23 protein-coding genes are annotated in these 22,081 nt (G+C 54.0%); 16 read left to right on the top strand and 7 right to left on the bottom strand.

All coding sequences use genetic code 11. The annotated features are described in order from the left end of the window. Window positions 1-90: 90 nt before the first annotated feature. The 4 genes from AB4876_RS17000 to pilG all read right to left on the bottom strand — a co-directional run bounded on the left by AB4876_RS17000 (window position 91) and on the right by pilG (window position 3,597). A complete protein-coding gene (locus tag AB4876_RS17000; RefSeq protein WP_368382935.1) occupies window positions 91-2,124 on the bottom strand; it encodes a methyl-accepting chemotaxis protein in 2,034 nt (677 codons plus the stop codon). A 46-nt stretch (window positions 2,125-2,170) separates the two neighbouring features. Then, a complete protein-coding gene (locus tag AB4876_RS16995) occupies window positions 2,171-2,710 on the bottom strand; it encodes a chemotaxis protein CheW (protein ID WP_368382934.1) in 540 nt (179 codons plus the stop codon). Window positions 2,711-2,739: 29 nt separating this feature from the next. After that, window positions 2,740-3,102, bottom strand: coding sequence for a twitching motility response regulator PilH (gene pilH / locus AB4876_RS16990; protein WP_368382933.1), 363 nt, complete (start codon window positions 3,100-3,102; stop codon window positions 2,740-2,742). 99 nt (window positions 3,103-3,201) lie between these two features. After that, complete coding sequence (gene pilG / locus AB4876_RS16985) at window positions 3,202-3,597, bottom strand: twitching motility response regulator PilG (protein ID WP_368382932.1); 396 nt, start codon at window positions 3,595-3,597, stop codon at window positions 3,202-3,204. Window positions 3,598-3,842: 245 nt separating this feature from the next. Here pilG and gshB point away from each other — a divergent pair, with 245 nt between their 5' ends. The 4 genes from gshB to ruvX all read left to right on the top strand — a co-directional run bounded on the left by gshB (window position 3,843) and on the right by ruvX (window position 6,764). Continuing rightward, entirely contained in the window at window positions 3,843-4,808 is a 966-nt protein-coding gene (gene gshB, locus AB4876_RS16980) for a glutathione synthase (RefSeq protein WP_368382931.1), read from the top strand. Beyond that, the gene (locus tag AB4876_RS16975) at window positions 4,805-5,683 is read left to right on the top strand and encodes an energy transducer TonB (protein ID WP_368382930.1); all 879 of its coding nucleotides are present in this window, start codon (window positions 4,805-4,807) and stop codon (window positions 5,681-5,683) included. Before gshB ends, AB4876_RS16975 begins: the two co-directional genes overlap by 4 nt. 67 nt (window positions 5,684-5,750) lie before the next feature. Next, on the top strand, window positions 5,751-6,320 hold the full coding sequence (locus tag AB4876_RS16970) for a YqgE/AlgH family protein (protein ID WP_368382929.1): 570 nt from the start codon (window positions 5,751-5,753) through the stop codon (window positions 6,318-6,320). Between the two features lie 15 nt (window positions 6,321-6,335). Then, window positions 6,336-6,764, top strand: coding sequence for a Holliday junction resolvase RuvX (gene ruvX / locus AB4876_RS16965; protein ID WP_368382928.1), 429 nt, complete (start codon window positions 6,336-6,338; stop codon window positions 6,762-6,764). A 29-nt stretch (window positions 6,765-6,793) separates the two neighbouring features. On the opposite strand, the gene AB4876_RS16960 is transcribed toward ruvX, so the two are convergent. Together AB4876_RS16960 and AB4876_RS16955 are read right to left on the bottom strand one after the other, a co-directional pair. Continuing rightward, a complete protein-coding gene (locus AB4876_RS16960) occupies window positions 6,794-7,933 on the bottom strand; it encodes a PilT/PilU family type 4a pilus ATPase (RefSeq protein WP_438273422.1) in 1,140 nt (379 codons plus the stop codon). Window positions 7,934-7,998: 65 nt separating this feature from the next. Further along, a complete protein-coding gene (locus AB4876_RS16955; RefSeq protein ID WP_301029371.1) occupies window positions 7,999-9,033 on the bottom strand; it encodes a type IV pilus twitching motility protein PilT in 1,035 nt (344 codons plus the stop codon). Window positions 9,034-9,217: 184 nt separating this feature from the next. On the opposite strand from AB4876_RS16955, the gene AB4876_RS16950 reads away from it, so the two are divergent. The 11 genes from AB4876_RS16950 to AB4876_RS16900 all read left to right on the top strand — a co-directional run bounded on the left by AB4876_RS16950 (window position 9,218) and on the right by AB4876_RS16900 (window position 19,126). Further along, window positions 9,218-9,931, top strand: coding sequence for a YggS family pyridoxal phosphate-dependent enzyme (locus AB4876_RS16950; protein ID WP_368382926.1), 714 nt, complete (start codon window positions 9,218-9,220; stop codon window positions 9,929-9,931). Between the two features lie 120 nt (window positions 9,932-10,051). Continuing rightward, entirely contained in the window at window positions 10,052-10,870 is an 819-nt protein-coding gene (proC, locus tag AB4876_RS16945; protein ID WP_368382925.1) for a pyrroline-5-carboxylate reductase, read from the top strand. A gap of 6 nt (window positions 10,871-10,876) precedes the next feature. Further along, complete coding sequence (locus AB4876_RS16940; protein ID WP_368382924.1) at window positions 10,877-11,464, top strand: YggT family protein; 588 nt, start codon at window positions 10,877-10,879, stop codon at window positions 11,462-11,464. Window positions 11,465-11,477: 13 nt separating this feature from the next. After that, window positions 11,478-11,780, top strand: coding sequence for a DUF167 family protein (locus AB4876_RS16935; protein WP_368382923.1), 303 nt, complete (start codon window positions 11,478-11,480; stop codon window positions 11,778-11,780). Window positions 11,781-11,806: 26 nt separating this feature from the next. After that, window positions 11,807-12,970, top strand: coding sequence for a homoserine O-succinyltransferase MetX (metX, locus tag AB4876_RS16930; RefSeq protein ID WP_368382922.1), 1,164 nt, complete (start codon window positions 11,807-11,809; stop codon window positions 12,968-12,970). Next, window positions 12,960-13,550 (top strand): methionine biosynthesis protein MetW, encoded by a 591-nt coding sequence (gene metW / locus AB4876_RS16925; protein ID WP_368382921.1) that lies wholly within the window; start codon window positions 12,960-12,962, stop codon window positions 13,548-13,550. The genes metX and metW overlap by 11 nt, the downstream gene beginning before the upstream one ends. A 37-nt stretch (window positions 13,551-13,587) precedes the next feature. Then, a complete protein-coding gene (locus AB4876_RS16920) occupies window positions 13,588-14,061 on the top strand; it encodes a DUF4426 domain-containing protein (protein ID WP_368382920.1) in 474 nt (157 codons plus the stop codon). 13 nt (window positions 14,062-14,074) lie between these two features. Next, window positions 14,075-14,698, top strand: a complete 624-nt coding sequence (gene rdgB, locus AB4876_RS16915) for an RdgB/HAM1 family non-canonical purine NTP pyrophosphatase (protein ID WP_368382919.1) — start codon at window positions 14,075-14,077, stop codon at window positions 14,696-14,698. Continuing rightward, window positions 14,698-15,366, top strand: a complete 669-nt coding sequence (locus tag AB4876_RS16910; RefSeq protein WP_368382918.1) for a 2Fe-2S iron-sulfur cluster-binding protein — start codon at window positions 14,698-14,700, stop codon at window positions 15,364-15,366. Before rdgB ends, AB4876_RS16910 begins: the two co-directional genes overlap by 1 nt. A gap of 117 nt (window positions 15,367-15,483) precedes the next feature. Beyond that, the gene (locus tag AB4876_RS16905; RefSeq protein ID WP_368382917.1) at window positions 15,484-17,121 is read left to right on the top strand and encodes a TIGR03545 family protein; all 1,638 of its coding nucleotides are present in this window, start codon (window positions 15,484-15,486) and stop codon (window positions 17,119-17,121) included. A 628-nt stretch (window positions 17,122-17,749) separates the two neighbouring features. Then, window positions 17,750-19,126: an MFS transporter gene (locus tag AB4876_RS16900; protein ID WP_368382916.1), complete on the top strand. Its 1,377-nt coding sequence runs from the start codon at window positions 17,750-17,752 to the stop codon at window positions 19,124-19,126. Window positions 19,127-19,143: 17 nt separating this feature from the next. On the opposite strand, the gene AB4876_RS16895 is transcribed toward AB4876_RS16900, so the two are convergent. Further along, complete coding sequence (locus AB4876_RS16895) at window positions 19,144-19,533, bottom strand: septal ring lytic transglycosylase RlpA family protein (protein ID WP_368382915.1); 390 nt, start codon at window positions 19,531-19,533, stop codon at window positions 19,144-19,146. Window positions 19,534-21,017: 1,484 nt separating this feature from the next. Here AB4876_RS16895 and AB4876_RS16890 point away from each other — a divergent pair. Further along, window positions 21,018-22,079: an efflux RND transporter periplasmic adaptor subunit gene (locus AB4876_RS16890; protein WP_368382914.1), complete on the top strand. Its 1,062-nt coding sequence runs from the start codon at window positions 21,018-21,020 to the stop codon at window positions 22,077-22,079. The last annotated feature ends 2 nt before the right edge of the window (window positions 22,080-22,081 follow it).

Genomic DNA, 22,081 nt, shown 5'->3' with positions numbered 1-22,081 from the left:
TGATCCCGATGGGCCAATTCACCGGCTGGCCACCGCCATAGCAAAACTGTACATAGTTCGGCTTTCCTAACTTTGCGGCGGCCAAAGGGCTTAAGCCTGTTGCTCTGGCAAAGTAAAACCGGCCACCGAGCTGCGCAAATCGTTGGTCATTTCAGCCAGCGCCCCAATCGAGCGAGCTGTTTCGGTAGATCCCGCCGAGGTTTGCGAGGTAATTTCTTGAATAACCCGCATGGTGGATGAAATCTGCCCAGCCGACGTTGCCTGATCGGCAGCCGCGCTAGAGATGTTTTCAATCAGCTCGGCCAGTTCTTGCGATACCGCCTCAATCTGGCTTAGCGCCGCACCCGCGTCTTGGGCCAAGCGCGCTCCGCGCACCACTTCAGAGGTGGTTTGCTCCATGGAGATAACCGCTTCGTTGGTGTCGGACTGAATTGTTTTAACCAGTGCTTCAATCTGCTTGGTCGCGCCCGACGAGCGCTCTGCAAGGCGCTGAACCTCATCTGCAACAACCGCGAAACCACGACCAGCATCGCCCGCCATCGATGCCTGAATGGCGGCGTTAAGTGCCAGAATATTGGTCTGGTCGGCAATGTCGTTAATCAAGGATACGATGTCGCCGATTTCCTGGCTCGACTCACCCAGACGTTTAATACGCTTGGAGGTTTCCTGAATCTGTTCGCGGATATTATCCATGCCCTTGATGGTGTTCTGTACCACTTCGGCGCCAGTGTTGGCGATTGCTACCGAGCGCTGGGCCACCGCCGCAGACTCGCGGGCGTTGGACGATACGCGGTCGATGGTTAAGGCCATTTCGGTAATCGCCGCCGAGGCGCCGGCAATTTCCTTGGCTTGACTCTCGGATGCCTGCGCCAAGTTTAGAGCGGTAGACTGGGAGTTCTGCGCCGCCGAGGAAACCTGTACTGCGGTTTCGTTAATCTGCGACACCAGTACCCGCAATTGGTCGATGGTGTAGTTTATCGAGTCGGCGATGGCGCCGGTGAAGTCTTCCGTTACCGTTGCCGAGGTCGTCAAATCACCGTCGGCGAGGTCGGCGAGCTCATCAAGCAAACGCAAAATTGCCGTTTGGTTGCGCTCATTGGCGTCAGCGGTCTCCCGCAAACGCAGACGAGTACCGCGCATAGACTGCCAGGCCAACAACGCTAAGCAGGCCAAAATTAGGGCCACAAACATCGTTGCCGTGGCCACCGACAGGGGCCGCTGCTCGTCGAGCTTGGCGATAGAAGAAGATAGATTACTAGTTACTTGGGTAATTTGCGGCGCGGTAGCGGCTATCAACGCCGCTGCTTCCGAGGATTTCAACAGCTCTGGCGAAACCTTAAAGACCTCGGTCATTGAGCCGCTAACCTGCTGGAAGCCAGCCAACATTCCACCGAGTAATGCCCGCGCGTCTTTGTTGTTAACCTTGTCGACGCCAATACCACTATTGCCCTCGAGCATGCCCTGCAGTACAGCGGCAAACTCAGTGGCATCTAACCTAAACTGCGCGGCGGCTTGTTTGGCTTCAGATGTGGCGCCAAGCATTTTGTCTATATTGCGGGCGATGCGCTCGGCCAGCCAGGACTGACGCTGGGCAATCACCATTTGCTGGGCAGAGGCGCCACTTTTAAGTAGCAGGTCAACCAGTTTGCTATTGTTGTCTTGCAGCTGGGGCAGCAGAAGATCCAGTTTTTCGGCAACTTCGAACAGGAAGACAATTCGCTCTTTGTTGCCGACGATGGTGTCGGCAGCGCTGCCGACCTCAGCCCACAGGCGATTGAGTTCGTCTACGTCTGAACCCAGCATGGCGGCGGGTGACGGCAGTTTTTTAGTGCCATCGACCAATTGACTGCGCGCCGACTCAAAATTGCGCTGAGCGCGGGCGATGGAGTCAAACTGATTGGTGTCGCCCAGTGACGCCTGACGGGCGTAGTTGGTAAGCTGCTGGGCGTATAGACGCATTTCACTGGTTAATTCTAGGTAGCGTTGATCGTAATCGGCATCCCGCAACACCACAAAGGTGTTAACACCCGCACCAACGAATCCAATTAAAATGAATAAGACCAGTACACTGACCGCACGACTGGTTCGCAGTCGTGCCATCGCGCCTTGATTTCCTGCTTTCATCTACCCCAACTCCCAGTGGTTAAGCGTATAGTTTGAATTACCGCGCTTACGCAGCAACCGTATAAAAATTGCTGTCATTTATAAGTTGATTCGGCCTGAACAAGGCCCAAGAACGATCATTTTGTAAATAGCTGCCTTGCACATAGCTTGCCAAGCTGTGACCGCTTGCGGCGGTATTGCGGCTATAACTATCTACCGAGAAATGTTGCATACCAAATACGTCGTCAACAATCAGGCCAATATAAATATCGCCTTGCTCAACGACTAGCACCCGGCGCTGGCGCTGTTCGGTGGTGCGCACCTCACCGAGAAACACGGTTAAGTCGATAAGCGGCAGCAGGCGGCCGCGCACATTGGCCACCCCGCGCACCCAATTTTTTACGCCAGGCAAGCGAGTGGCAGCGGGCTCGGTAAGGACTTCGGCAATATCATCCATCGCCGTTACGCAGTAATGGCCACCGACCAAAAACCCCACCCCGCTCCAGCTTTTCACCACTTTGTCGCGGGCGCTGGGCAGCCCGCTAATTTGCGCCCGACAGCGCTGGGACAATTCCAGTAGATAATCGAATGACGAGGTATCAGCCATGCTAGAGCTCACCGTGGTTAATAGCGCGCTTACGTAAGTACAGCATCAATCGCCTTGAGTAGACTTTTGCTGTCTACCGGTTTGGTCAAATAACCTTTTGCGCCTTGGCGCTGGCCCCACAGACGATCGGTTTCCTGATCTTTGGTGGTGACAATAATCACCGGAATGCCGCTGGTCTCTGGGTCTCGGCTCAGCTGCCGGGTGGCTTGAAATCCGTTGAGCCCAGGCATAACAATGTCCATCAACACCACATCGGGCTTTTCCTGACGAACAAGGGCAATGCCCTGTTCACCGCTTTCGGCCGTTATTACTTCATAGCCGCTCTTGCTGAGTATTTTTGATATTTTAAAAATTTCCGTCGGCGAATCGTCGACAATTAAAACCCGTGGCATGGTGCTTCCCTCGCGAATGCCGCCGAATAAAACGGCATATAACACCGCCCCATACCGCTTTTAATTTCGCGGCTTGGTGGGCGGTAAGAACTCTGACTATTATTGCGCTTGCGCAATCTGTACATGGGTTTGGATTGCCTCTAGCAATTCACCCTTACTGAACGGTTTGGTCAGATACTGATCCGAACCGACAATACGGCCTTTTGCTTTATCGAATAATCCATCTTTACTGGACAGCATAATTACCGGCGTTGACTTAAATTCACTATTATTTTTAATTAAGGCGCAGGTTTGGTAGCCGTCTAAGCGCGGCATCATAATATCGACAAAAATAATATCAGGCTTGGTATCAGCTATTTTTGCCAAGGCATCAAAACCATCTATCGCGGTGACCACCGTACACCCTTCTTTAGCGAGCAGGGTTTCTGTGGTTCGACGAATAGTCTTGCTGTCATCGATAATCATAACCTTTAAACTAGAAAAGTTGATGTCCATAGGTAATGCGAACCTTTTTCAGGTTTCTGTTTACGCACTAACATTCCCTTATACAAGTGCACACTGGTTCGATTTTTACACGGAATACAGTTCGACACCATTGCCTAAGCAGTTGCCGAGCAAGCAAAATTGCCTGAACTTACAATAATGCGGTATTTTAACGGTATTCTGTGGGGGCTAATTATTAGCCTAGTAGCACTGTAGAAGAAACCCTTTTCCTCGAAGTTTTCGACATAGGTAACAAAATGACTATTCGCCTAGGCGTGGTGATGGACCCCATTGAGCATATTAAGTACAAAAAAGACTCTACCTTGGCCATGCTGTGGGCCGCTGCCGCGCGGGACTGGCAAATTTACTACATCACCCTCAACGACTTATACGTGAGTAATGGTCAGGCGCGCGCGGGCACCCACGCCCTAAAAGTATTTAAAGATCCCGCCCACTTCTACGAGCTTGGCGACCGCGAAGACATCAGCCTCGGCGAACTCGACGTAATCTTAATGCGCAAAGACCCGCCGTTCGACAACGAATTTCTCTACGCCACGCACATTCTCGAGTTGGCCGAAAGCCAAGGCGCCTGGGTGGTGAACAAACCCCAGAGTCTGCGCGACTGCAATGAAAAGCTATTTGCCCTGCAATTTCCGCAGCTCGGCCCAGTTCACCTCGTTAGCCGCGATCAAGCCCGTCTGCGCGCCTTTCACGCCGAACACGGCGATGTAATTATGAAGCCCCTCGACGGCATGGGCGGAAGCTCCATATTCCGGCTGCGGTCCGACGACGCCAATGTTGGGGTAATTTTAGAAACCCTCACCAACCACGGCCAAACTACGATTATGGCCCAAGTCTACGTGCCAGAAATTAGCGATGGCGACAAACGCATTTTGCTCATTGACGGCGAAGCCGTGCCCTATTGCTTGGCGCGCATTCCCGCCAAGGGCGAAACTCGGGGCAATTTGGCTGCCGGTGGCACCGGCCGCGCCCAGCCACTGAGCGACAGCGACCGCCGCATTGCCGCCGAAATTGGCCCCGTGGTGCGAGCCAAGGGCCTATTGTTCGTAGGCTTGGACGTGATTGGTCAGTCCCTCACCGAAATCAACGTGACCAGCCCCACCTGTATTCGCGAGATTGACGATCAATTCGGCACCGATATCGGCGGCCAACTGATGGATTGCATTGCCGCCAAACTCGCTGCAGCGGATCGCCTATCGTGAGCAGCAGCTTGGTCTTTGCCGAGGAACAGCGCCCCCCAGAGCGCCTCGGCTTTATTATTGTGCTTGCCGCCGCCATGCATTTGGCGGTGATTCTAGGCATTAATTTTGCGCCAGAAACTGCCCGCATCAAGCTGCCCAGCCTAGAGATCACCCTCGCACAATACCGCAGCAATGAGGCGCCGGTTGAGGCCGACTACCTCGCCCAATACGACCAGATAGGCAGCGGTACCCTCGACCAAAAAGCCGAGCTGCGCAGCAAGTCCGACAGCGCATTTCACGACACCACACCCAGCGAGAACGCCCTGAAACTCGCCAAAAACACCCCGCAAACTGCGCCAGCGCCCGCCTTGAGCACCACCGCGCCAAGCTCGCGCACTACCGCCGCCAACACCACCCGCATGGTATTACAGCAGCAACAATGGCAGGGCAGCGACCACACCACCGAATTAAGTGAAAACATTGCGTCGTTAGAAGCCCAGCTCGACCAGCTCAATCAAGCTTACGCGCGTATGCCGCGGCCCAAATTTATTACCTCGGTGGCCACCAAAGGCTCCGCCGACGCCCGCTACCTAAACCGCTGGGAGAAACGGGTAGAGGAGGTTGGCAACGCCAACTACCCAGAAGAGGCGCGCCGCCAAGGCATTGAGGGTGAGCTGCGGCTATTGCTAATGCTGATGCCCGACGGCCGCATTGATGAAGTGCGTATTCTCAGTAGCTCAGGCAGCGCCGTATTGGATAAAGCGGCCCATCGTATTGTGCGCAAAGCCGCACCTTACGAGGCGATTCCCGCCGATGTGCTCGACGGCAAAAACCGGCTGGGCATTGTGCGCACCTGGCGCTTTGAACGCCAAGGCCTGAAAACCAAACAGGGCTAAGTAATCCAGAGCCAAGCATTTATGTTAGCGAACTTGTGTTTAATCCAACTTCACCCATACTTGGCTTATGAACGAAGCCTCCTTCCCGACATTAAAAAATCACTTCCTCATTGCCCTGCCGGCACTGAGAGACGGGATTTTTACCCATAGCATCACCTACCTTTGCGAGCACGATGCCAAGGGCGCGATGGGTATTGTGATTAATCACCCCATCGATATGGAGGTAGACGAAATTCTGGAGCAACTGGATATCGACGGCCAAATATTTGAGCATCACGAACCGGTGTTCGCCGGTGGCCCGGTACACACCGACCGCGGTTTTGTGCTGCATCGCCGCGACCACCAGAAGTGGGAAGCCAGTATCGAGGTCACTGACACCATTGCGCTGACCACCTCACTGGATATACTCCAGGCCATCGCCCTCAATCGCGGCCCCAGCCAAAGCTTGATTGCGCTGGGCTACGCGGGCTGGGAGGCCGGCCAACTAGAAGAAGAGCTTCAAGAAAATACTTGGCTCACTCTGCCCGCCAGCGAAGACATCTTATTTGACGTGGCGCCAGCCAAGCGCGTTGATGCCGCGCTGGCCACACTTGGCATCAGCTTTGCCCAACTCGGCTCAGACAGCGGCCACGCCTAAGGACAGCAGCACTTCATGGTATACAAACCCCAAACCCTCATCGGCTTCGATTTCGGCCTGCGCTGGATCGGCAGCGCGGTAGGTCAGACCCTAACCGCCACGGCTACCGCGCAAACTGCGGTAACCGCCAAAGACGGTATTCCGCGCTGGGAGGAGATCGACAAGTTGTTCAGCATCTGGCAGCCAGACGCCATTGTGGTGGGCCTGCCCCTGAACATGGACGGCAGCAAATCGGAAATGTCGCACCGCGCCCGCAAGTTTGGCAATCGCCTGCACGGCCGCTTTGGCCTGCCGGTGCATTTTGCCGATGAGCGTCTGTCGAGCTTTGAAGCCAAGGGCGACATCATCGCCGACAGCGGCTCGCGAGACTTTAAAGGCCAGGGCGTAGACAGCCGCAGCGCGGTGATTATTTTGGAAAGTTGGATGCGTGGATTAGAGGTTTAGAGGCTTAGCCCCTAAACGTAAGGCGACCACTAGCGGCGGCGCCCAGTATTGCCACCCGAGTGTGGGCGATTATCAGTCTCGTCTTCTTGCATGCGCAATCCGCCTGCAATCGAGTTCATTTTTGCTGGGTCATTGTCGGCCCCCAGTTTAATCAGCAGGCGCAGATCATTGGCCGAGTCAGCGTGGGCGATTGCATCTTGATAGGTGATTTCACCAGCCTGATACAGCTCGTAAAGCGCCTGATCAAAAGTTTGCATGCCCTGCTCGGTAGAATTGCGCATTAGGTCCTTAATGCCCGTCACATCGCCCTTGCGAATCAAGTCTGAAGCCAACGGCGTATTTAAAAGCACTTCCACACAAGCTCGCCGGCCCTGTCCATCGCGGGTTGGGATTAACTGCTGTGCGACCATTGCCTTGAGGTTTAGCGACAAATCCATCCACAGCTGCGGATGGCGGTCGGCGGGGAAGAAGTGAATAATCCGGTCCAATGCTTGGTTGGCGTTATTGGCGTGTAGGGTACACAGGCAGAGGTGGCCGGTCTCGGCAAAGGTGATTGCCTGCTCCATAGCCTCGCGGGTACGAACCTCGCCGATCATGATGACATCGGGCGCCTGACGCAGCATGTTTTTTAACGCCACCTCAAAAGACTCGGTATCGATGCCCACTTCGCGCTGGGTAACTATGCAGCCGTGATGCTGATGAACAAATTCGATGGGGTCTTCAACCGTAATGATGTGGCCCCGGGAATTCTCATTGCGGTGACCGATCATTGACGCTAGCGAGGTCGACTTACCGGTGCCTGTGGCGCCAACAAAAACGATCAGGCCGCGCTTGGTCATCGCCAGCTCTTTCACAATTTCGGGTAGCCCCAATTCATCGCTGGTCGGAATCTTAGTCTCGATCCGGCGCAGCACCATGCCAACCAGATTGCGCTGATAAAATGCGCTTACGCGGAAACGGCCAATGCCCCGCGAGCTAATCGCAAAATTACACTCTTTATCACGCACAAATTCGCGGCGCTGCTGGTCGTTCATTACGCCCAGCACCACTTCCCGCGCTTGCTCAGGGCTCAGCGCATTGCTGCTCATGGGGATCATTTGACCGTTAATTTTAATAGACGGCGCCACCCCCGCCGAAATAAACAAATCCGACGCGCCTTTGTCGTGCATAATTTTTAGCAGCTTTTCTATTTCCACTTACACATTCCCCGGTGCACTTAGCGCAATTTTCATTATTAGAAGTTTTCCGGAAAGCGCGCTTTTAAACGCGCAGCATCGCGATTAATTAGGCGCTTAGACAACATGGTTTTCAAACACTGATCCATAGTCTGCATACCCAGTGCCGCGCCAGACTGAATCGCCGAGTACATCTGCGCCACCTTGTCTTCGCGAATTAGGTTACGAATCGCAGGGGTACCGATCATAATTTCATGGGCCGCTACTCGGCCACCCTCGGGCCGCTTGAGCAGAGTTTGGGAGATAACGCCTTGCAATGACTCCGACAACATTGAGCGCACCATAGACTTTTCATCGCCGGGAAATACATCCACAACCCGGTCAATGGTTTTAGCGGCAGAGGTGGTGTGCAGGGTGCCAAACACCAAATGGCCGGTTTCGGCGGCGGTCAGCGCCAGACGAATGGTTTCTAAGTCACGTAATTCGCCGACCAGAATAATGTCGGGATCTTCACGCAGCGCCGAGCGCAGGGCCTCGTTAAAGCCGTGAGTGTCACGGTGCACTTCGCGCTGATTGATCAAGCATTTCTTTGATTCGTGAACAAATTCGATGGGATCTTCGATGGTCAAAATATGATCGAATTTATTGTCGTTGATATAGTCGATCATCGCCGCTAGGGTGGTCGATTTACCTGAGCCGGTCGGCCCAGTCACCAGCACCAAGCCCCGCGGCAACATTGAAATATCTTTAAACACTTGGCCCATGCCGAGGTCGTCCATCGACAATACCTTGGAGGGGATGGTCCGGAACACACCGCCCGCACCGCGATTGTGATTGAAGGCGTTAACACGGAAGCGGGCCACACCGGGCACATCAAAGGAGAAATCCGTTTCCAGAAACTCCTCGTAATCGCGACGCTGGCGGTCGTTCATGATTTCATAAATCAGGCTGTGAACTTCACGGTGTTCCAGCGGTGGTAAATTGATGCGACGGACGTCGCCATCCACACGGATCATCGGTGGCAAACCTGCCGAAAGGTGTAAGTCAGACGCGTTTTGTTTCGCGCTGAAGGCCAATAATTCGGTAATATCCATGAAATTCCTCAAGCACGTCAAAGCAGCGCGACGCAGATCGCATATATAGTAGGCAGGCGACAGCAAAGTCTAAACTTTATAATGCGACGGCCGCGCCGTACAACACAATGTTTTTATTTTGTCGCATTACTCTTAGCGAGCAAGCCGCGACAACACCAGCTCCCCAACAAGGGATTCATCCAATATGACAGCAAGCACCACCATCATAGCTAATATAGCAGCGATTCAGGCACGTATCGCCGCCGCGCAGCAATATTCCGCCAGCCTTACCCCGCACCTGACACTGATGGCAGTGAGTAAAACCCGCAGTGCCGAGGACATAGCCGCAGCACTTAAAGCTGGAATTGAACATATTGGCGAAAATTATCTGCAAGAGGCCGTGGCCAAGCAAGCGGAACTTCAAGATAAAAACATTTGCTGGCATTTTATTGGCCCGATCCAGAGCAATAAAACGCGGACCGTGGCCGAGCACTTTAGCTGGGTGCACAGCGTAGACCGCGCCAAAATCCTCAGTCGGCTCAACGAGCAGCGCCCGCCAGCACTTGGCCCTCTCAATATTTGTCTGCAAGTGAACATCAATAACGAGCCGAGCAAGGCCGGCGCCAGTATTGCCGACATTCCCGCACTGGCCGAGCTCGCCCTAAGCCTACCCCAGCTGCGACTGCGCGGCTTAATGGCCATTCCCGCCAACACCGACGACCCCGCCCAGCAGCGCCGCAATTTTGCCGCGGTGCGCAAACTCTTAAACAGCTTGCGCCAGCATTTCCCCGCTGCGCAACTAGACACGCTGTCGATGGGCATGTCCGGCGATATGGAGGCCGCCATTGCCGAGGGCGCCACTATATTGCGCATTGGCAGCGATATTTTTGGCCCCCGCGCCAGCCCAGCGCCCGAATGACAGCGCATTCACTGCCAGTATCAAAACAGGGCTGATATACTGCCGTCGGCACAAACCCTGCCGCCCCGCACGCGGTGTGGCAGCGAGTATCAGCAAACACGGATTAAGGTGGAGAATACAATGCGCATAGGCTTTATCGGCGGCGGCAATATGGCCTCCAGTATTATTGGTGGTTTGGTCGCCAGCGGCTTTGCTGCCGACAACATCTGGGCCAGCGATCCCAACACCGAAAGCTTAGAAAAACTCCGCAACGTCGCGCCGGTTCACACTGGCAGCGATAATCACGCCTTAATTGCCGCCGTCGATATTGTAATTTTGGCGGTGAAACCCCAAATCATGAAAATGGTCGCCAGCGACATCGCCGCCAGCGTGCAAAGCCAGCAGCCGCTGCTTATTACCATTGCCGCCGGCGTGACTAGCAGCAGTTTAGACGGCTGGCTGGGCGGCAATAACGCCATTGTGCGCTGCATGCCCAACACCCCTGCACTGGTGCGCAGCGGCGCCACTGGCCTGTTTGCCAACGCCAGAGTGAGCGCAGAGCAGCGTCAAGCCGCCGAGCAAATTTTGCAAGCGGTTGGCATTGCCCTGTGGGTAGAACAGGAAGACGAGCTGGACGCCGTTACCGCCGTCTCTGGCAGCGGCCCAGCGTATTTCTTTTTAGTGATGGAAGCCATGCAAGCCGCCGGCACCGAGATGGGTCTGAGCCCCGAGGTTGCCAAGCAGCTGACCTTGCAAACCGCCCTCGGCGCAGCGCAAATGGCCATAAATAGTGATGTTGATGCCGCAGAGTTGCGCCGGCGGGTGACCTCACCCAAGGGCACCACCGAGCGCGCCATCAATATATTGCAAGACGGCGGTTTAACCGCCTTATTCAGCCAAGCACTGGAAGGCGCCCGCCTCCGTGCCGAAGAACTCGCCATTGAACTGGAAGGAGAGTAAACCCCAATGACTGCGGTCAACGAAATTAGCACGCTACTTATCAACACCGTTGTGAGTCTTGGTATTGCGGTGTTTTTGCTGCGCATGATTTTACAGCTGGTGAGAGCCGACTATTACAATCCCATTTCCCAGTTTTTGGTAAAAGTCAGCAACCCCTTGGTACTGCCGCTGCGCAAGATTATTCCCAGCATTGGCAAGGTCGATACCGCCTCGCTATTACTGGCGCTGCTCGTGCAAGCGGTAGGCATAGCCATACTGTTCCAGATTTACGGCGGTCGCCTGCCCAATATTGGCCAACTGCTGGTTTGGTCGGTACTGGGCATTTGCAGCGCCCTGCTCAATCTGTATTTCTTTGCGATTATCGGCAATATTATTATGAGCTGGGTTTCTCAAGGTGGCAGCCACCCCGCCGCAAGCCTGCTCTATCAAATTACCGAACCGGTGATGGCGCCATTTCGCAAATTACTGCCCGCGATGGGCGGCCTAGATCTGTCGCCAATCTTTGTGTTTTTAATTATTAATGTGCTTGAGGTGCTGCTGCGCCACATGGCCGCCAGCGCCGGCCTGCACCCAGCCTTGATCATGGGCCTGTAAGCGGCGGCAGATCATGGCGCAGCCCGATTGCTACCAGTGGCAGGATGGAAATTTAGTTTTATTCTGCCATATTCAGCCCAAGGCCAGCGCCAATGAGTTTGCTGGCCGCCACGGCGAGCGGATCAAAATTCGAATTATGGCTGCGGCCACCGACGGCAAGGCCAACGCCGGTTTAATTGCCTTTGTGGCCGCCGCCTTTGGGGTGAGCAAGCAGCGCGTAACACTTAGTGCGGGCAGCCAGAGCCGACAAAAAACACTGAAAGTTGAAAGGCCACTAACGATTCCCGAGGCCTTGGCCAACATCGTAGTAGCATAGCTAGCACAACAAGGATAACGGTCTAAATGACACCAGAACAAAATGACAGCGTCGGCATTGTGGTGCCCCAAACCCTGCATTTCGATCAGCCGCTCACCTTGGCCTGCGGCCGCGCGCTCCCGAAACACGATATTGTTTATGAAACCTATGGCAGCCTCAACCCCGACAAATCCAATGGCATTTTAATTTGCCACGCCCTGAGCGGCCATCATCACGCAGCGGGTATTCATCACGCCGACGACCGCAAACCGGGCTGGTGGGACAGCTGTATTGGCCCCGGCAAGCCCATCGACACCAATGTATTTTTTGTGTTGAGCATAAACAATATTGGCGGCTGCAATGGCTCCACCGGCCCCACCGCCATCAACCCCGACACCGGCAAACCCTGGGGGCCAGATTTTCCGCCGCTGCGCTGTCGCGACTGGGTAGAAAGCCAATACCTAATGATGCAGCACTTTGGCATAAGCCAGTGGGCAGCCATTATCGGCGGCAGTCTTGGCGGCATGCAGGCCATGCGCTGGGCGCTAGAATACCCCGACGCGATGCGCCACTGTATTGTGATTGCCTCGGCCATGAAGCTGTCGGCCCAAAATATTGCCTTTAATGAAATTGCTCGGCGCGCGATTACCTCAGATCCCAATTTCTTTGAAGGCCGCTACTTGGAGCACAACACCCTGCCCCGTCAGGGCTTGGCGCTGGCGCGCATGGTTGGCCATATTACCTATTTGTCTGAAGACGGCATGAAACAGAAATTTGGCCGCGAGCTTAAAACCGGCAACCTCAACTTAGGCTCGGGTTCAGACAGCGATGTGGAGTTTGAGGTAGAAAGTTATTTGCGCTATCAGGGCGAGGCGTTTTCTGGCAGCTTCGACGCCAACACCTACCTACTCATGACCAAGGCACTGGATTACTACGACTTGGCCAGAGAGTATAACGACGACCCAGTGCAGGCCTTTAGCCACGCCAAGTGCGCGTTTATGGTGATCTCATTTACCACCGACTGGCGCTTTGCCCCAGCCCGGTCGCGGGAGATAGTTGATGCGCTGGTCGCCGCCAATAAATCGGTGAGCTATGCCCAGATTGAAGCCGACCACGGCCACGACGCCTTTTTAATTCCGATCCCCCGCTATATGGATGTCTTTCACGCCTATATGAAACGCCTAAAACAGGAGCTTGGCCATGCGCTTTGACCTCACCCTGATTCAGCCGTGGATTAACGAAGGCAGCCGCGTGCTCGACCTCGGCTGCGGCGATGGCACGCTATTAGCCACCCTTGCCGAACAAAAGAATGTGTCGGGAATTGGCCTAGAGATCGACCCTGCCAATATCACCCTCGCCCTCGCCAAGGGCCTGAACGTGATTGAACACGACCTCAACGTGGGGCTGGGCAATTTTCGCGACAACAGCTTCGATATGGTGGTGATGACCCTCGCCCTGCAAACCCTGCGTTTCCCGCATTTGGTCATTGACGAAATGCTGCGTGTAGGCCGCGAGTGCATTGTGACCTTTCCTAATTTTGGTCACTGGCGCAGCCGCTGGTATTTGGGCCAGCGCGGTAAAATGCCGGTGTCAAAATTTTTGCCCTACACCTGGTACGACACCCCCAATATTCATTTTTGCACGGTGAAAGATTTTGAGGCGCTGTGCGCCGACAAGAATATTCGCATTCTGAATAGCGCGGTGATTGGCGCCGACAACAATCAAAACGGCATTGCCGATCGCTTTCCTAATTTACTTGGCGTTACCGCGGTTTACCACATTAGTAAATGAGCCGTTCAATACAGTATTTAACATAGAGTATTTGAATATGAATTTTGCATATCGCTTGTTAAGCGCCTTCGGTCTTGGCTTGCTGCTCAGCCTGAGCAGCGCAGTTTATGCCCAAGCGCAGGAAGCTCCGCCAGTGACTGAAACCAGCAAGAAATTCGGCGACGACACGGTGCACTTTAGCGTGCTAAACACCAGTTTTCTCAGCCCCCAAATCGCGCGCAGCTACGGCATTGTGCGAGGCAAAAACAAGTTTCTAATCAATATTGCGGTGCGCCGCCAAGCCGGTCTCTCGTCGGTTGCCCTGCGCGCCCAAGCCAGCGGCAGTCAGTCTGACCTTATTCACCGCACCCCGCTGGAGTTTCGCGAGATTATTGAGCAAGACGCGATTTACTATATTGCCGAATTTGCCATTAGCAATGACGAGCGCAGAGACTTTCGCCTGCAGATCACCGTCGACGACAAACCCAGCTACGATATTCAATTTAATAAAATGCTCTACGTAGACAAGTAAGGAGAAAGCCGTCGTGTCAAATAGTCTGCCCGTAAACCACATCGTGGTGCTCGCCAGCGGCAATCGCGGCAAACTTCAGGAGCTGAACGACCTGCTTGGCGGGCTCGGCATAGCGCTGCGCAGCCAAGCCGACTACGACGTTATAGAGGCCGAGGAAACCGGCCTGAGCTTTATAGAAAACGCCATATTAAAGGCGCGCAATGCCGCCCGCCAAAGTGGCTACCCAGCGCTGGCCGACGACTCCGGCCTATGTGTAGACGCCCTTGGCGGCGCGCCAGGTATATACTCCGCCCGCTACGCGGGCAATGATGCCAACGATGCCAATAATAACGCCAAGCTCCTGTCCGAACTGGCCGGCAACACGCAGCGCGGCGCCCACTTTCACTGCGCGCTGGCCTTTGTGCGCCACGCCGACGACCCCGCGCCCATTGTGTGCGAAGGCCTGTGGCAGGGCAGCATTCTTGAGCAAGCCCGCGGCGACAATGGCTTTGGCTACGACCCCTTGTTTTTAATTCCTGCGCTGGGCTTATGCTCAGCCGAACTCAACAAAGCCGACAAAAACAAAATTAGCCACCGCGCCCTCGCCCTGCAGCAATTAGTGCCGCGCCTGCAAGCGGAATACCTGGCCAGCCGCTAATGAGCACGCTGAGCCTAACGGTGGCTGACACCGCGCTCAGCCTAAACATTAACGACCGCGACAACCTACTAAACCAATGCCTTGCTGCCGGCCTGCCGGTGGCCCGCAGCTGTCGCAACGGGAATTGTGGGCGCTGCGACTGCCGGCTAGAATTCGGCCAGGTGCAATTGCGCAATGGCAAGCTTGTCACCGCCCCCGCCACCATCGCGCTGTGTATCAGCCATGCCCACAGCGCTATTGGCCTCAATCAATTGCCCCTCGCCACCCCGCCCCAGCACTGGCGCTGCCAGGGCCTGGGGGCTCAGCAGTTACAGCTGCCGGCTGGGCGACAAACACCGCCAAATATTGGTGATAAAGTTGCGCTGCTGTTTGCCAAAACTGTGACGATTAACAGCGTGGCCGCCGTCGATGGCCGCGTCATTAGCCTGCAAAACCACTGCGAGCACATCGCCACTCATATCCAAAACCAAGCTGGCATCGGCCTGCTCAATATTGATAGCGAGCACCACGGTAACGTTGACCTGTGGCACAGCATAAAAAATCGCCAAACCCTGCTGTGGCCGAATATAAATCAACGCACTGGACTCGCAGCTCTGGCCGCTTATCGCCACGGCGGCAGTGTTGGTGACTATCATTTAAGGGCGCAGACACCTACACTAAACCCTTAATTTATATGGCTTATTATTCTGTATCTAGCGCACTAACTAGCCGATTTACAGTCCAAGGCCACTTAACACCGCAGCTCGGCCCTAAATAAACACCGACAAATCTGGAGACCCACAGACATGTTCAAATGGATACTTCGCGGCGTTATCGCCCTGCTAGCCATCGTCGTGATTGGCGTGGTGTTCGCGCTCGAACCCATCGCCAAGTTTATGATTGAGCACGAGGGCAGTAAACAAGTTGGCGCGAAGGTGAATGTCGATAGCGTCGATATTCAGTTTTACCCCACCCATGTCGCCCTGCACGGCCTCACCGTGGCCAATCCCCAAGAGCCGATGCGCAATTTGCTGCAAAGCGAAACCGTGTCTGCCGATGTCGACAGTAAAGCGCTGCTAAAAATGCAATTTATTGCCGATCAGGTGCTGCTGTCTGGCCTGCAAATGTACACCGAGCGCAGCACCCCCGGCACCTTGGATGGCAAGATGCCGCCGCCAAAACCCGATAGCGGTAGCGCCCTACCCGGCATTAGCCTGCCCGACCCCAGCGCACTGTTGGCCGAAGAACAGGCCACTATTCAAGCCGAAGTCGATGCCATTCAAACTGGCTTTAGCGACATCGAAAAACGCTGGCAGAGCAAAACCACCGAGCTGCCCGAGCAAGCGCAATTAGATGCCTACCAGCAGCGCTGGCAGGAACTTAAACAAAAGAATATGATCGAGCGGATTGCCGGCGCCAAGCAATTGCGCGACGACATCAAAGACGATCTCAAACAGTTTAAAACCTTAAACGAAGATCTAAAAACCGACTCCGCCGAAGTGAAAAGCCTGAGTCTGCGCGCAGCTAATTTACCCGCCGAGCAGTCCAAACGCATGCTCTCTAAATACGGCCTAGACCAAGGTAGCGAGGGCATGCTGCGCTTTTTGCTCGGCGACGAAGTGAACAACTTTGTACAGCGCGGCTTAAGTCTCTATCAAGAAACCATGGGCAATATGGCCGAGAAAGACGCCGCGCCTGCTGAAGCGCCGTCTGAACTGCCTGTCAAACTGCTTATTCGCCAGATCGTTATCGACGGCTACCAAGTAATTGGTGGTGAAAAACTGGCCTATTCCGGTGAAATCAACGACGTTACCGACCAGCAAGATTACTGGAACAAACCCATCACCATGGCCCTGCGCGGCGGCATGGAGCAGAAATCCCAGCTCGTTATCGACGGCGTATTTGATCAGCGCAACAACACCCTAAAAAGCGTTTTCAACTTGGCCTTAAAACAACTCGCACTGTCTGGTGTCTCGCTGTCGCAAAGCCCAGACCTGCCCCTGCAACTTGAAAAAGGCATCGCCGACATCACCGCCAACTTTGGCATCGACGGCGACACCCTTAAAGGCTCAGCCAAAGGCCTAGTCAACCAAGCCAAACTGCTGGTTGCGAACGCTGCCGCCGACAACAAAACTGCCAAACTACTCGCCGCCGCGCTAGAAGACGTCAGCAGGCTGGTAATGGACCTGAGCGTTAACGGCACCGTCAACGACCCCGCCATCAAGCTCAAATCCAACCTCGACAGTATTCTTGGCAATGTCCTCGGCGCCGAACTCAAAGCCAAGCTTGGCGAAGTAGAAGACCAGCTAAAAGCCAAGCTCAGCAGCGATTACGGCCCGCAAATCGGCAAGCTCCAAGAAAAGCAAAATGTGCTAAATCAATACAAAGACCTACTCGGCGACCGCGAAGCGGCCCTGCAAGCCCTGATGAAGGAGATGATGTAAGGCCCGCGCCGCCTTTGCGGTCATAGCGGACGCTATAGAACCGTCATACCGGACTTGATCCGGTATCTCCTTGGGCGGCAGCCGAGCAACTTCGCAACACCAGATTCTGAATCAAGTTCAGAATGACGGCGCGGGGGCACCACCGCCCCCGAAAAATCCGTCATCCCGGACTTGATCCGGTATCTCACTGGGCGGCAGCCAAGCAGCTTTGTAGAACCAGATGCTGAGCCAAGTTCAGAATGACGGCACGGGGCACCGCCCCCAAAAAATCCGTCATACCGGACTTGATCCGGTATCTCACTGGGCGGCAGCCAAGCAACTTCGCAGCAACAGATTCTGAATCAAGTTCAGAATGACGGCACGAGTCAGCGCCCCCAAAAAATCCGTCATACCGGACTTGATCCGGTATCTCAATGGGCGGCAGCCAAGCAACTTCGCAGCAACAGATTCTGAATCAAGTTCAGAATGACGGCGCGGGGCAGAATGGCTAAGTCCCCTCGAGGCAACAAGAGCCGCGCCATTCTTTCTAGCAGGCACAAACCCACTAATACAACACGCATGTTGACTATTGTAATGATAGAAGGCGATACTTTAGCGCATACAATAAGCAAAATAAGATCGTAACAATATGTCACTAGACGCAAGCAGTAACACTATCGCCGCAAATGACTCCCTTGCTCAAATTCGCAATCGTATCGACAAAGGCGGAATTTCACTGCGCCAGATACTAATCATTGGCGTTTGTTTTTTGCTTAATGTCGCAGACGGCTTTGATGTGGTGGCTATCTCTATGGCGGCGCCGCACATTGCCGATGCTTGGGGAATAAACGCCAAAACACTGGGCGTGGTGCTGTCGTCTGAGCTGGCGGGCATGATGGTCGGCTCTATCGCCCTAGCAGCGCTCAGTGACCGCTACGGGCGACGCAAAATACTGATCGGCTCGGTATCGGCTATTGCCGCGGCAATGTTGCTAACGACCCAAGCTTCTGGCATCGCGGATTTGATCGTATTACGCGTCATCACCGGCTTGGGTATTGGCGGTGTGCTGGCATCGGCGGCAGCGCTTGCGTCGGAATTTTCATCCGAAAAATATAAGCATATGGCGGTTATTATCGTCACCAGTGGCTTTGCCTGCGGCGCGCTTACCGTAGGGCCTATTGCCGCCACGTTGCTTGAGCATTCTACTTGGCAAAGCTTGTTCTTAACTGGCGGCCTGATGGGTGTAGTACTACTGGTGTTGGTTATTAGCTTAATCCCAGAATCATTGGAGTTTTTAGCAAGCCACGCCAGCGACAATAGCCGTCGCTTAACTAAAATCAATAAAACCTTGGCTAAGCTCAAACTGCCTTCGCTAACGGTATTGTCAGAACCATCCGAGAGTCAAAAAAACGCCTCAGGCGGATTTTTCGTTTTATTAAGCCCCAAGTACTTGCTGATATCTTTACGGTTTTGGCTAATTTTCTTTCTTGGCAGCTGGGTGATCTTCCTATTAATGAAATGGACGCCAAAGCTATTCGTTAATATGGGCTATGAACTCAGCACTGGGATTTATGCTCTAACCCTATTCACTATTGGCGGGCTATTCGGCAATATTTTTGTCGGTGTCTTATCGTCGACGCGGCTCAAACTACACCATGTCATTGCGGCGCTTACCTTTCTGGGCGGCGTGCTGATCCTAATTTATGCCACATGGAAACCGACCGGCATTACTGAACTTTACTGCCTGCTGTTTCTCATCAATTTTTGCGCAACTGGGCCGTTAACCGGCATGTACGCAGTAGCGTTAAACAGCTACCCCACTCAGTTGCGGGCTTCTGGATTGGGCTGGGGCATCGGCATTGGCCGAACTGGGGCAATTGCTTCGCCGGTTGTCGCTGGCTACTTGGTTGACGCTGGCTGGGATATGTATGATTTGTTTTTTGTGCTCGGTGTGCCCGCGGCGCTAATATCCTCCTTTCTGATCAGAGGCATCAAATCTAAACCGGAAACTAGCTCTACTCAGTGATGCTCTGCAATCAATTGCTAAGGCACAACCTCAATATCAACCTCAAGCAAACCGGCGGAGGTGTTGCCAATAGCATTAAACGCCGACTTTGACAGATCAATAATTCGACCTTTAACAAAAGGGCCACGATCATTTATTGTCACGACGACACTTTTATTATTACTCATATTAGTTACTTTTACATTTGAGCCAAATGGCAGGGTTCGGTGCGCGGCGGTTTTTAACTCATGTCGATAGCGTTCGCCGCTCGCACTCTTACGGTTTTGATATTTATCGCCATAAAAAGACGCCAGACCAGATTCAGTAAACCCCAGCCAATTGCCGCCGTCACTTTGTTGAACCGTAGTACAGCCACTGGCAATAATCATAAATCCGAAAATCGCGATGTTTCTCAATACAACGACCATTTTTTATCCACGTAAGAATTTGATGATATCCACCTAAGGGCAAACACACGATCGCCCTGCATCGCTAAAAATACTCTTGGGCCCCACGCTATAAAATAAGGATTGGGGGAGCTGCGGCTCGAGCAAGGAATACGCACTCAATGCCGAGCACTCGACTTAGGACAATATAATTCATTATTTGTTAGCCAAGTAGCTTCGCAGCGCCAGATTCTGAATCAAGCTCAGAATGACAGCACGGGGCAGCGCCCCAAAAAATCCGTCATACCGAACTTGATCCGGTATCTCAATGGGCGGCAGCCAAGCAACTTCGCAGCACCAGATTCTGAATCAAGTTCAGAATGACGGCGCGGGGGCACCACCGCCCCCAAAAAACCCGTCATACCGGACTTGATCCGGTATCTCATTGGGCGGCAGCCAAGTAGCTTCGCAGCGCCAGATTCTGAATCAAGTTCAGAATGACAGCTCGGGGCAGCGCCCCAAAAAATCCGTCATACCGGACTTAATCCGATATCTCAATGGGCGGCAGCCAAGCAACTTTGTAGCACCAGATTCTGAATCAAGTTCAGAATGACGGCACCGGGCACCGCCCCCAAAAATTCCGTCATACCGGACTTGATCCGATATCTCATTGGGCGGCAGCCAAGTAGCTTTGTAGCACGAGATTCTGAATCAAGTTCAGAATGACGGCACGGGGCAGCGCCCCAAAAACTCCGTCATACCGGACTTGATCCGGTATCTCAATGTGCGGCAGCCAAGTAGCTTCGTAGCACCAGATTCTGAATCAAGTTCAGAATGACGGCACGGGGCAGCGCCCCAAAAACTCCGTCATACCGGACTTGATCCGGTATCTCATTGGGCGGCAGCCAAGCAACTTCGCAGCACCAGATTCTGAATCAAGTTCAGAATGACGGCGCGGGGGCACCACCGCCCCCAAAAAATCCGTCATACCGGACTTAATCCGGTATCTCAATGGGCGGCAGCCAAGTAGCTTCGTAGCACCAGATTCTGAATCAAGTTCAGAATGACGGCACGGGGCAGCGCCCCAAAAAATCCGTCATACCGGACTTGATCCGGTATCTCATTGGGCGGCAGCCAAGCAACTTTGTAGCACCAGATTCTGAATCAAGCTCAGAATGACGGCACCGGGCACCGCCCCCAAAAAATCCGTCATACCGGACTTGATCCGGTATCTCATTGGGCGGCAGCCAAGCAACCTCGCAGCGCCAGATTCTGAATCAAGCCGAGAATGACGACCCGTGGCCTCCAAGTTCTAAACCAAGTTCAGTTTGACTGCGTAGTAAGCCTTGAAGGAAAGCGGATGCGGCCGCCAAGCCAATTGAAAATAGTTCTTATTTAGCTTTGAAAATTAACACCCCAGCCGTTACATTAACAAGCTATAGCAGGATTTATGCGCCGCTTGGCATTCTGAGCCGTTTCCAGCATTTTATTCACTCGCGCGCACCATTAAAGGGAGAGGGTCACCGATGTTCGGCGTTGCCTACAGCCATAGTTTTAGATCGTTTCTGTCTTATTCTTCCGTGTGTCTACTTGGCCTGAGTGTACTGGCCTGCCAGCCCGCACCCGACGTTGCCGGCCCGAAATCTCGCCCGCCAACACCGGTTAAGGTGCAGCTACTAAAAACTGAACACATTCAAACTCGCTTGCAGGCCTTGGGCAGTTTGCTGGCCCGTGAATCAGTGGATATCAGCAGCAGTGTGACCGAGAAAATCCAAAGCCTGCATTTTAACGACGGCCAAACCGTGAAGGCTGGTGATTTGCTGGTGACCTTAGAGCAAGCCGAGGAGGCGGCGCAGCTTAAATCTGCCCGCGCCGATTTGGCTGAACACGAGCGTGAGTTGCAGCGTCTGAAAGGCTTATTGGCCAAGCAATCTGCCGCACAAACCGAATACGATCAGCGCCAAACCTCCAAGCTGCGCGCCGAGAGCAAGATTGCTGAAATTTCTGCACTGCTCAATGAGCGAAGCATCCGCGCGCCCTTTAGCGGCGTGGTCGGTTTGCGCGAACTCAGCCCCGGCGCCCTGCTCAGCCCCGGCACCCGCATTACCAGCCTTGATGATCTCAGGGTGATGCGTTTGGACTTTTACATTCCCAGCCTGAACATCAAGGCACTGTCGCTGGGCCAAGAAATTATTGCGCGTAGCGACGCTCTGAACGAGGATTTTTCCGGTCGTATTTCCGCCATCGACAGCCGCATCGACCCCATCAAGCGCAGCCTTAAAATTAGAGCGCTCATCCCCAACCCCGACGGCCATCTTAAGCCGGGCATGCTGATGCAGGTAGTGCTAATTACGTCTGAGCGCGAGGGTATTCTGATTCCCGAGTCGGCATTGCTCAGCGAGCAATTACAGCATTATGTTTGGGTATTCAAAGATGGCAAGGCCGAGCAGCGCCAAGTGGAACTGGGGGTGCGCAAACCCGGCTTTGTGGAAATTCGCAGCGGCCTGAGCGCCGGTGAGCAGTTAATTTATGAGGGTATCGGCAATCTGCAAGCCGGTATGGCTGTTGCCCCACAGGGAAGCGAATAAAC

This window comes from Zhongshania guokunii (assembly GCF_040892635.1).
Classification (GTDB): Bacteria; Pseudomonadota; Gammaproteobacteria; order Pseudomonadales; family Spongiibacteraceae; genus Spongiibacter; species Spongiibacter guokunii.
This window is presented reverse-complemented; position numbering and strand designations above follow the sequence as displayed.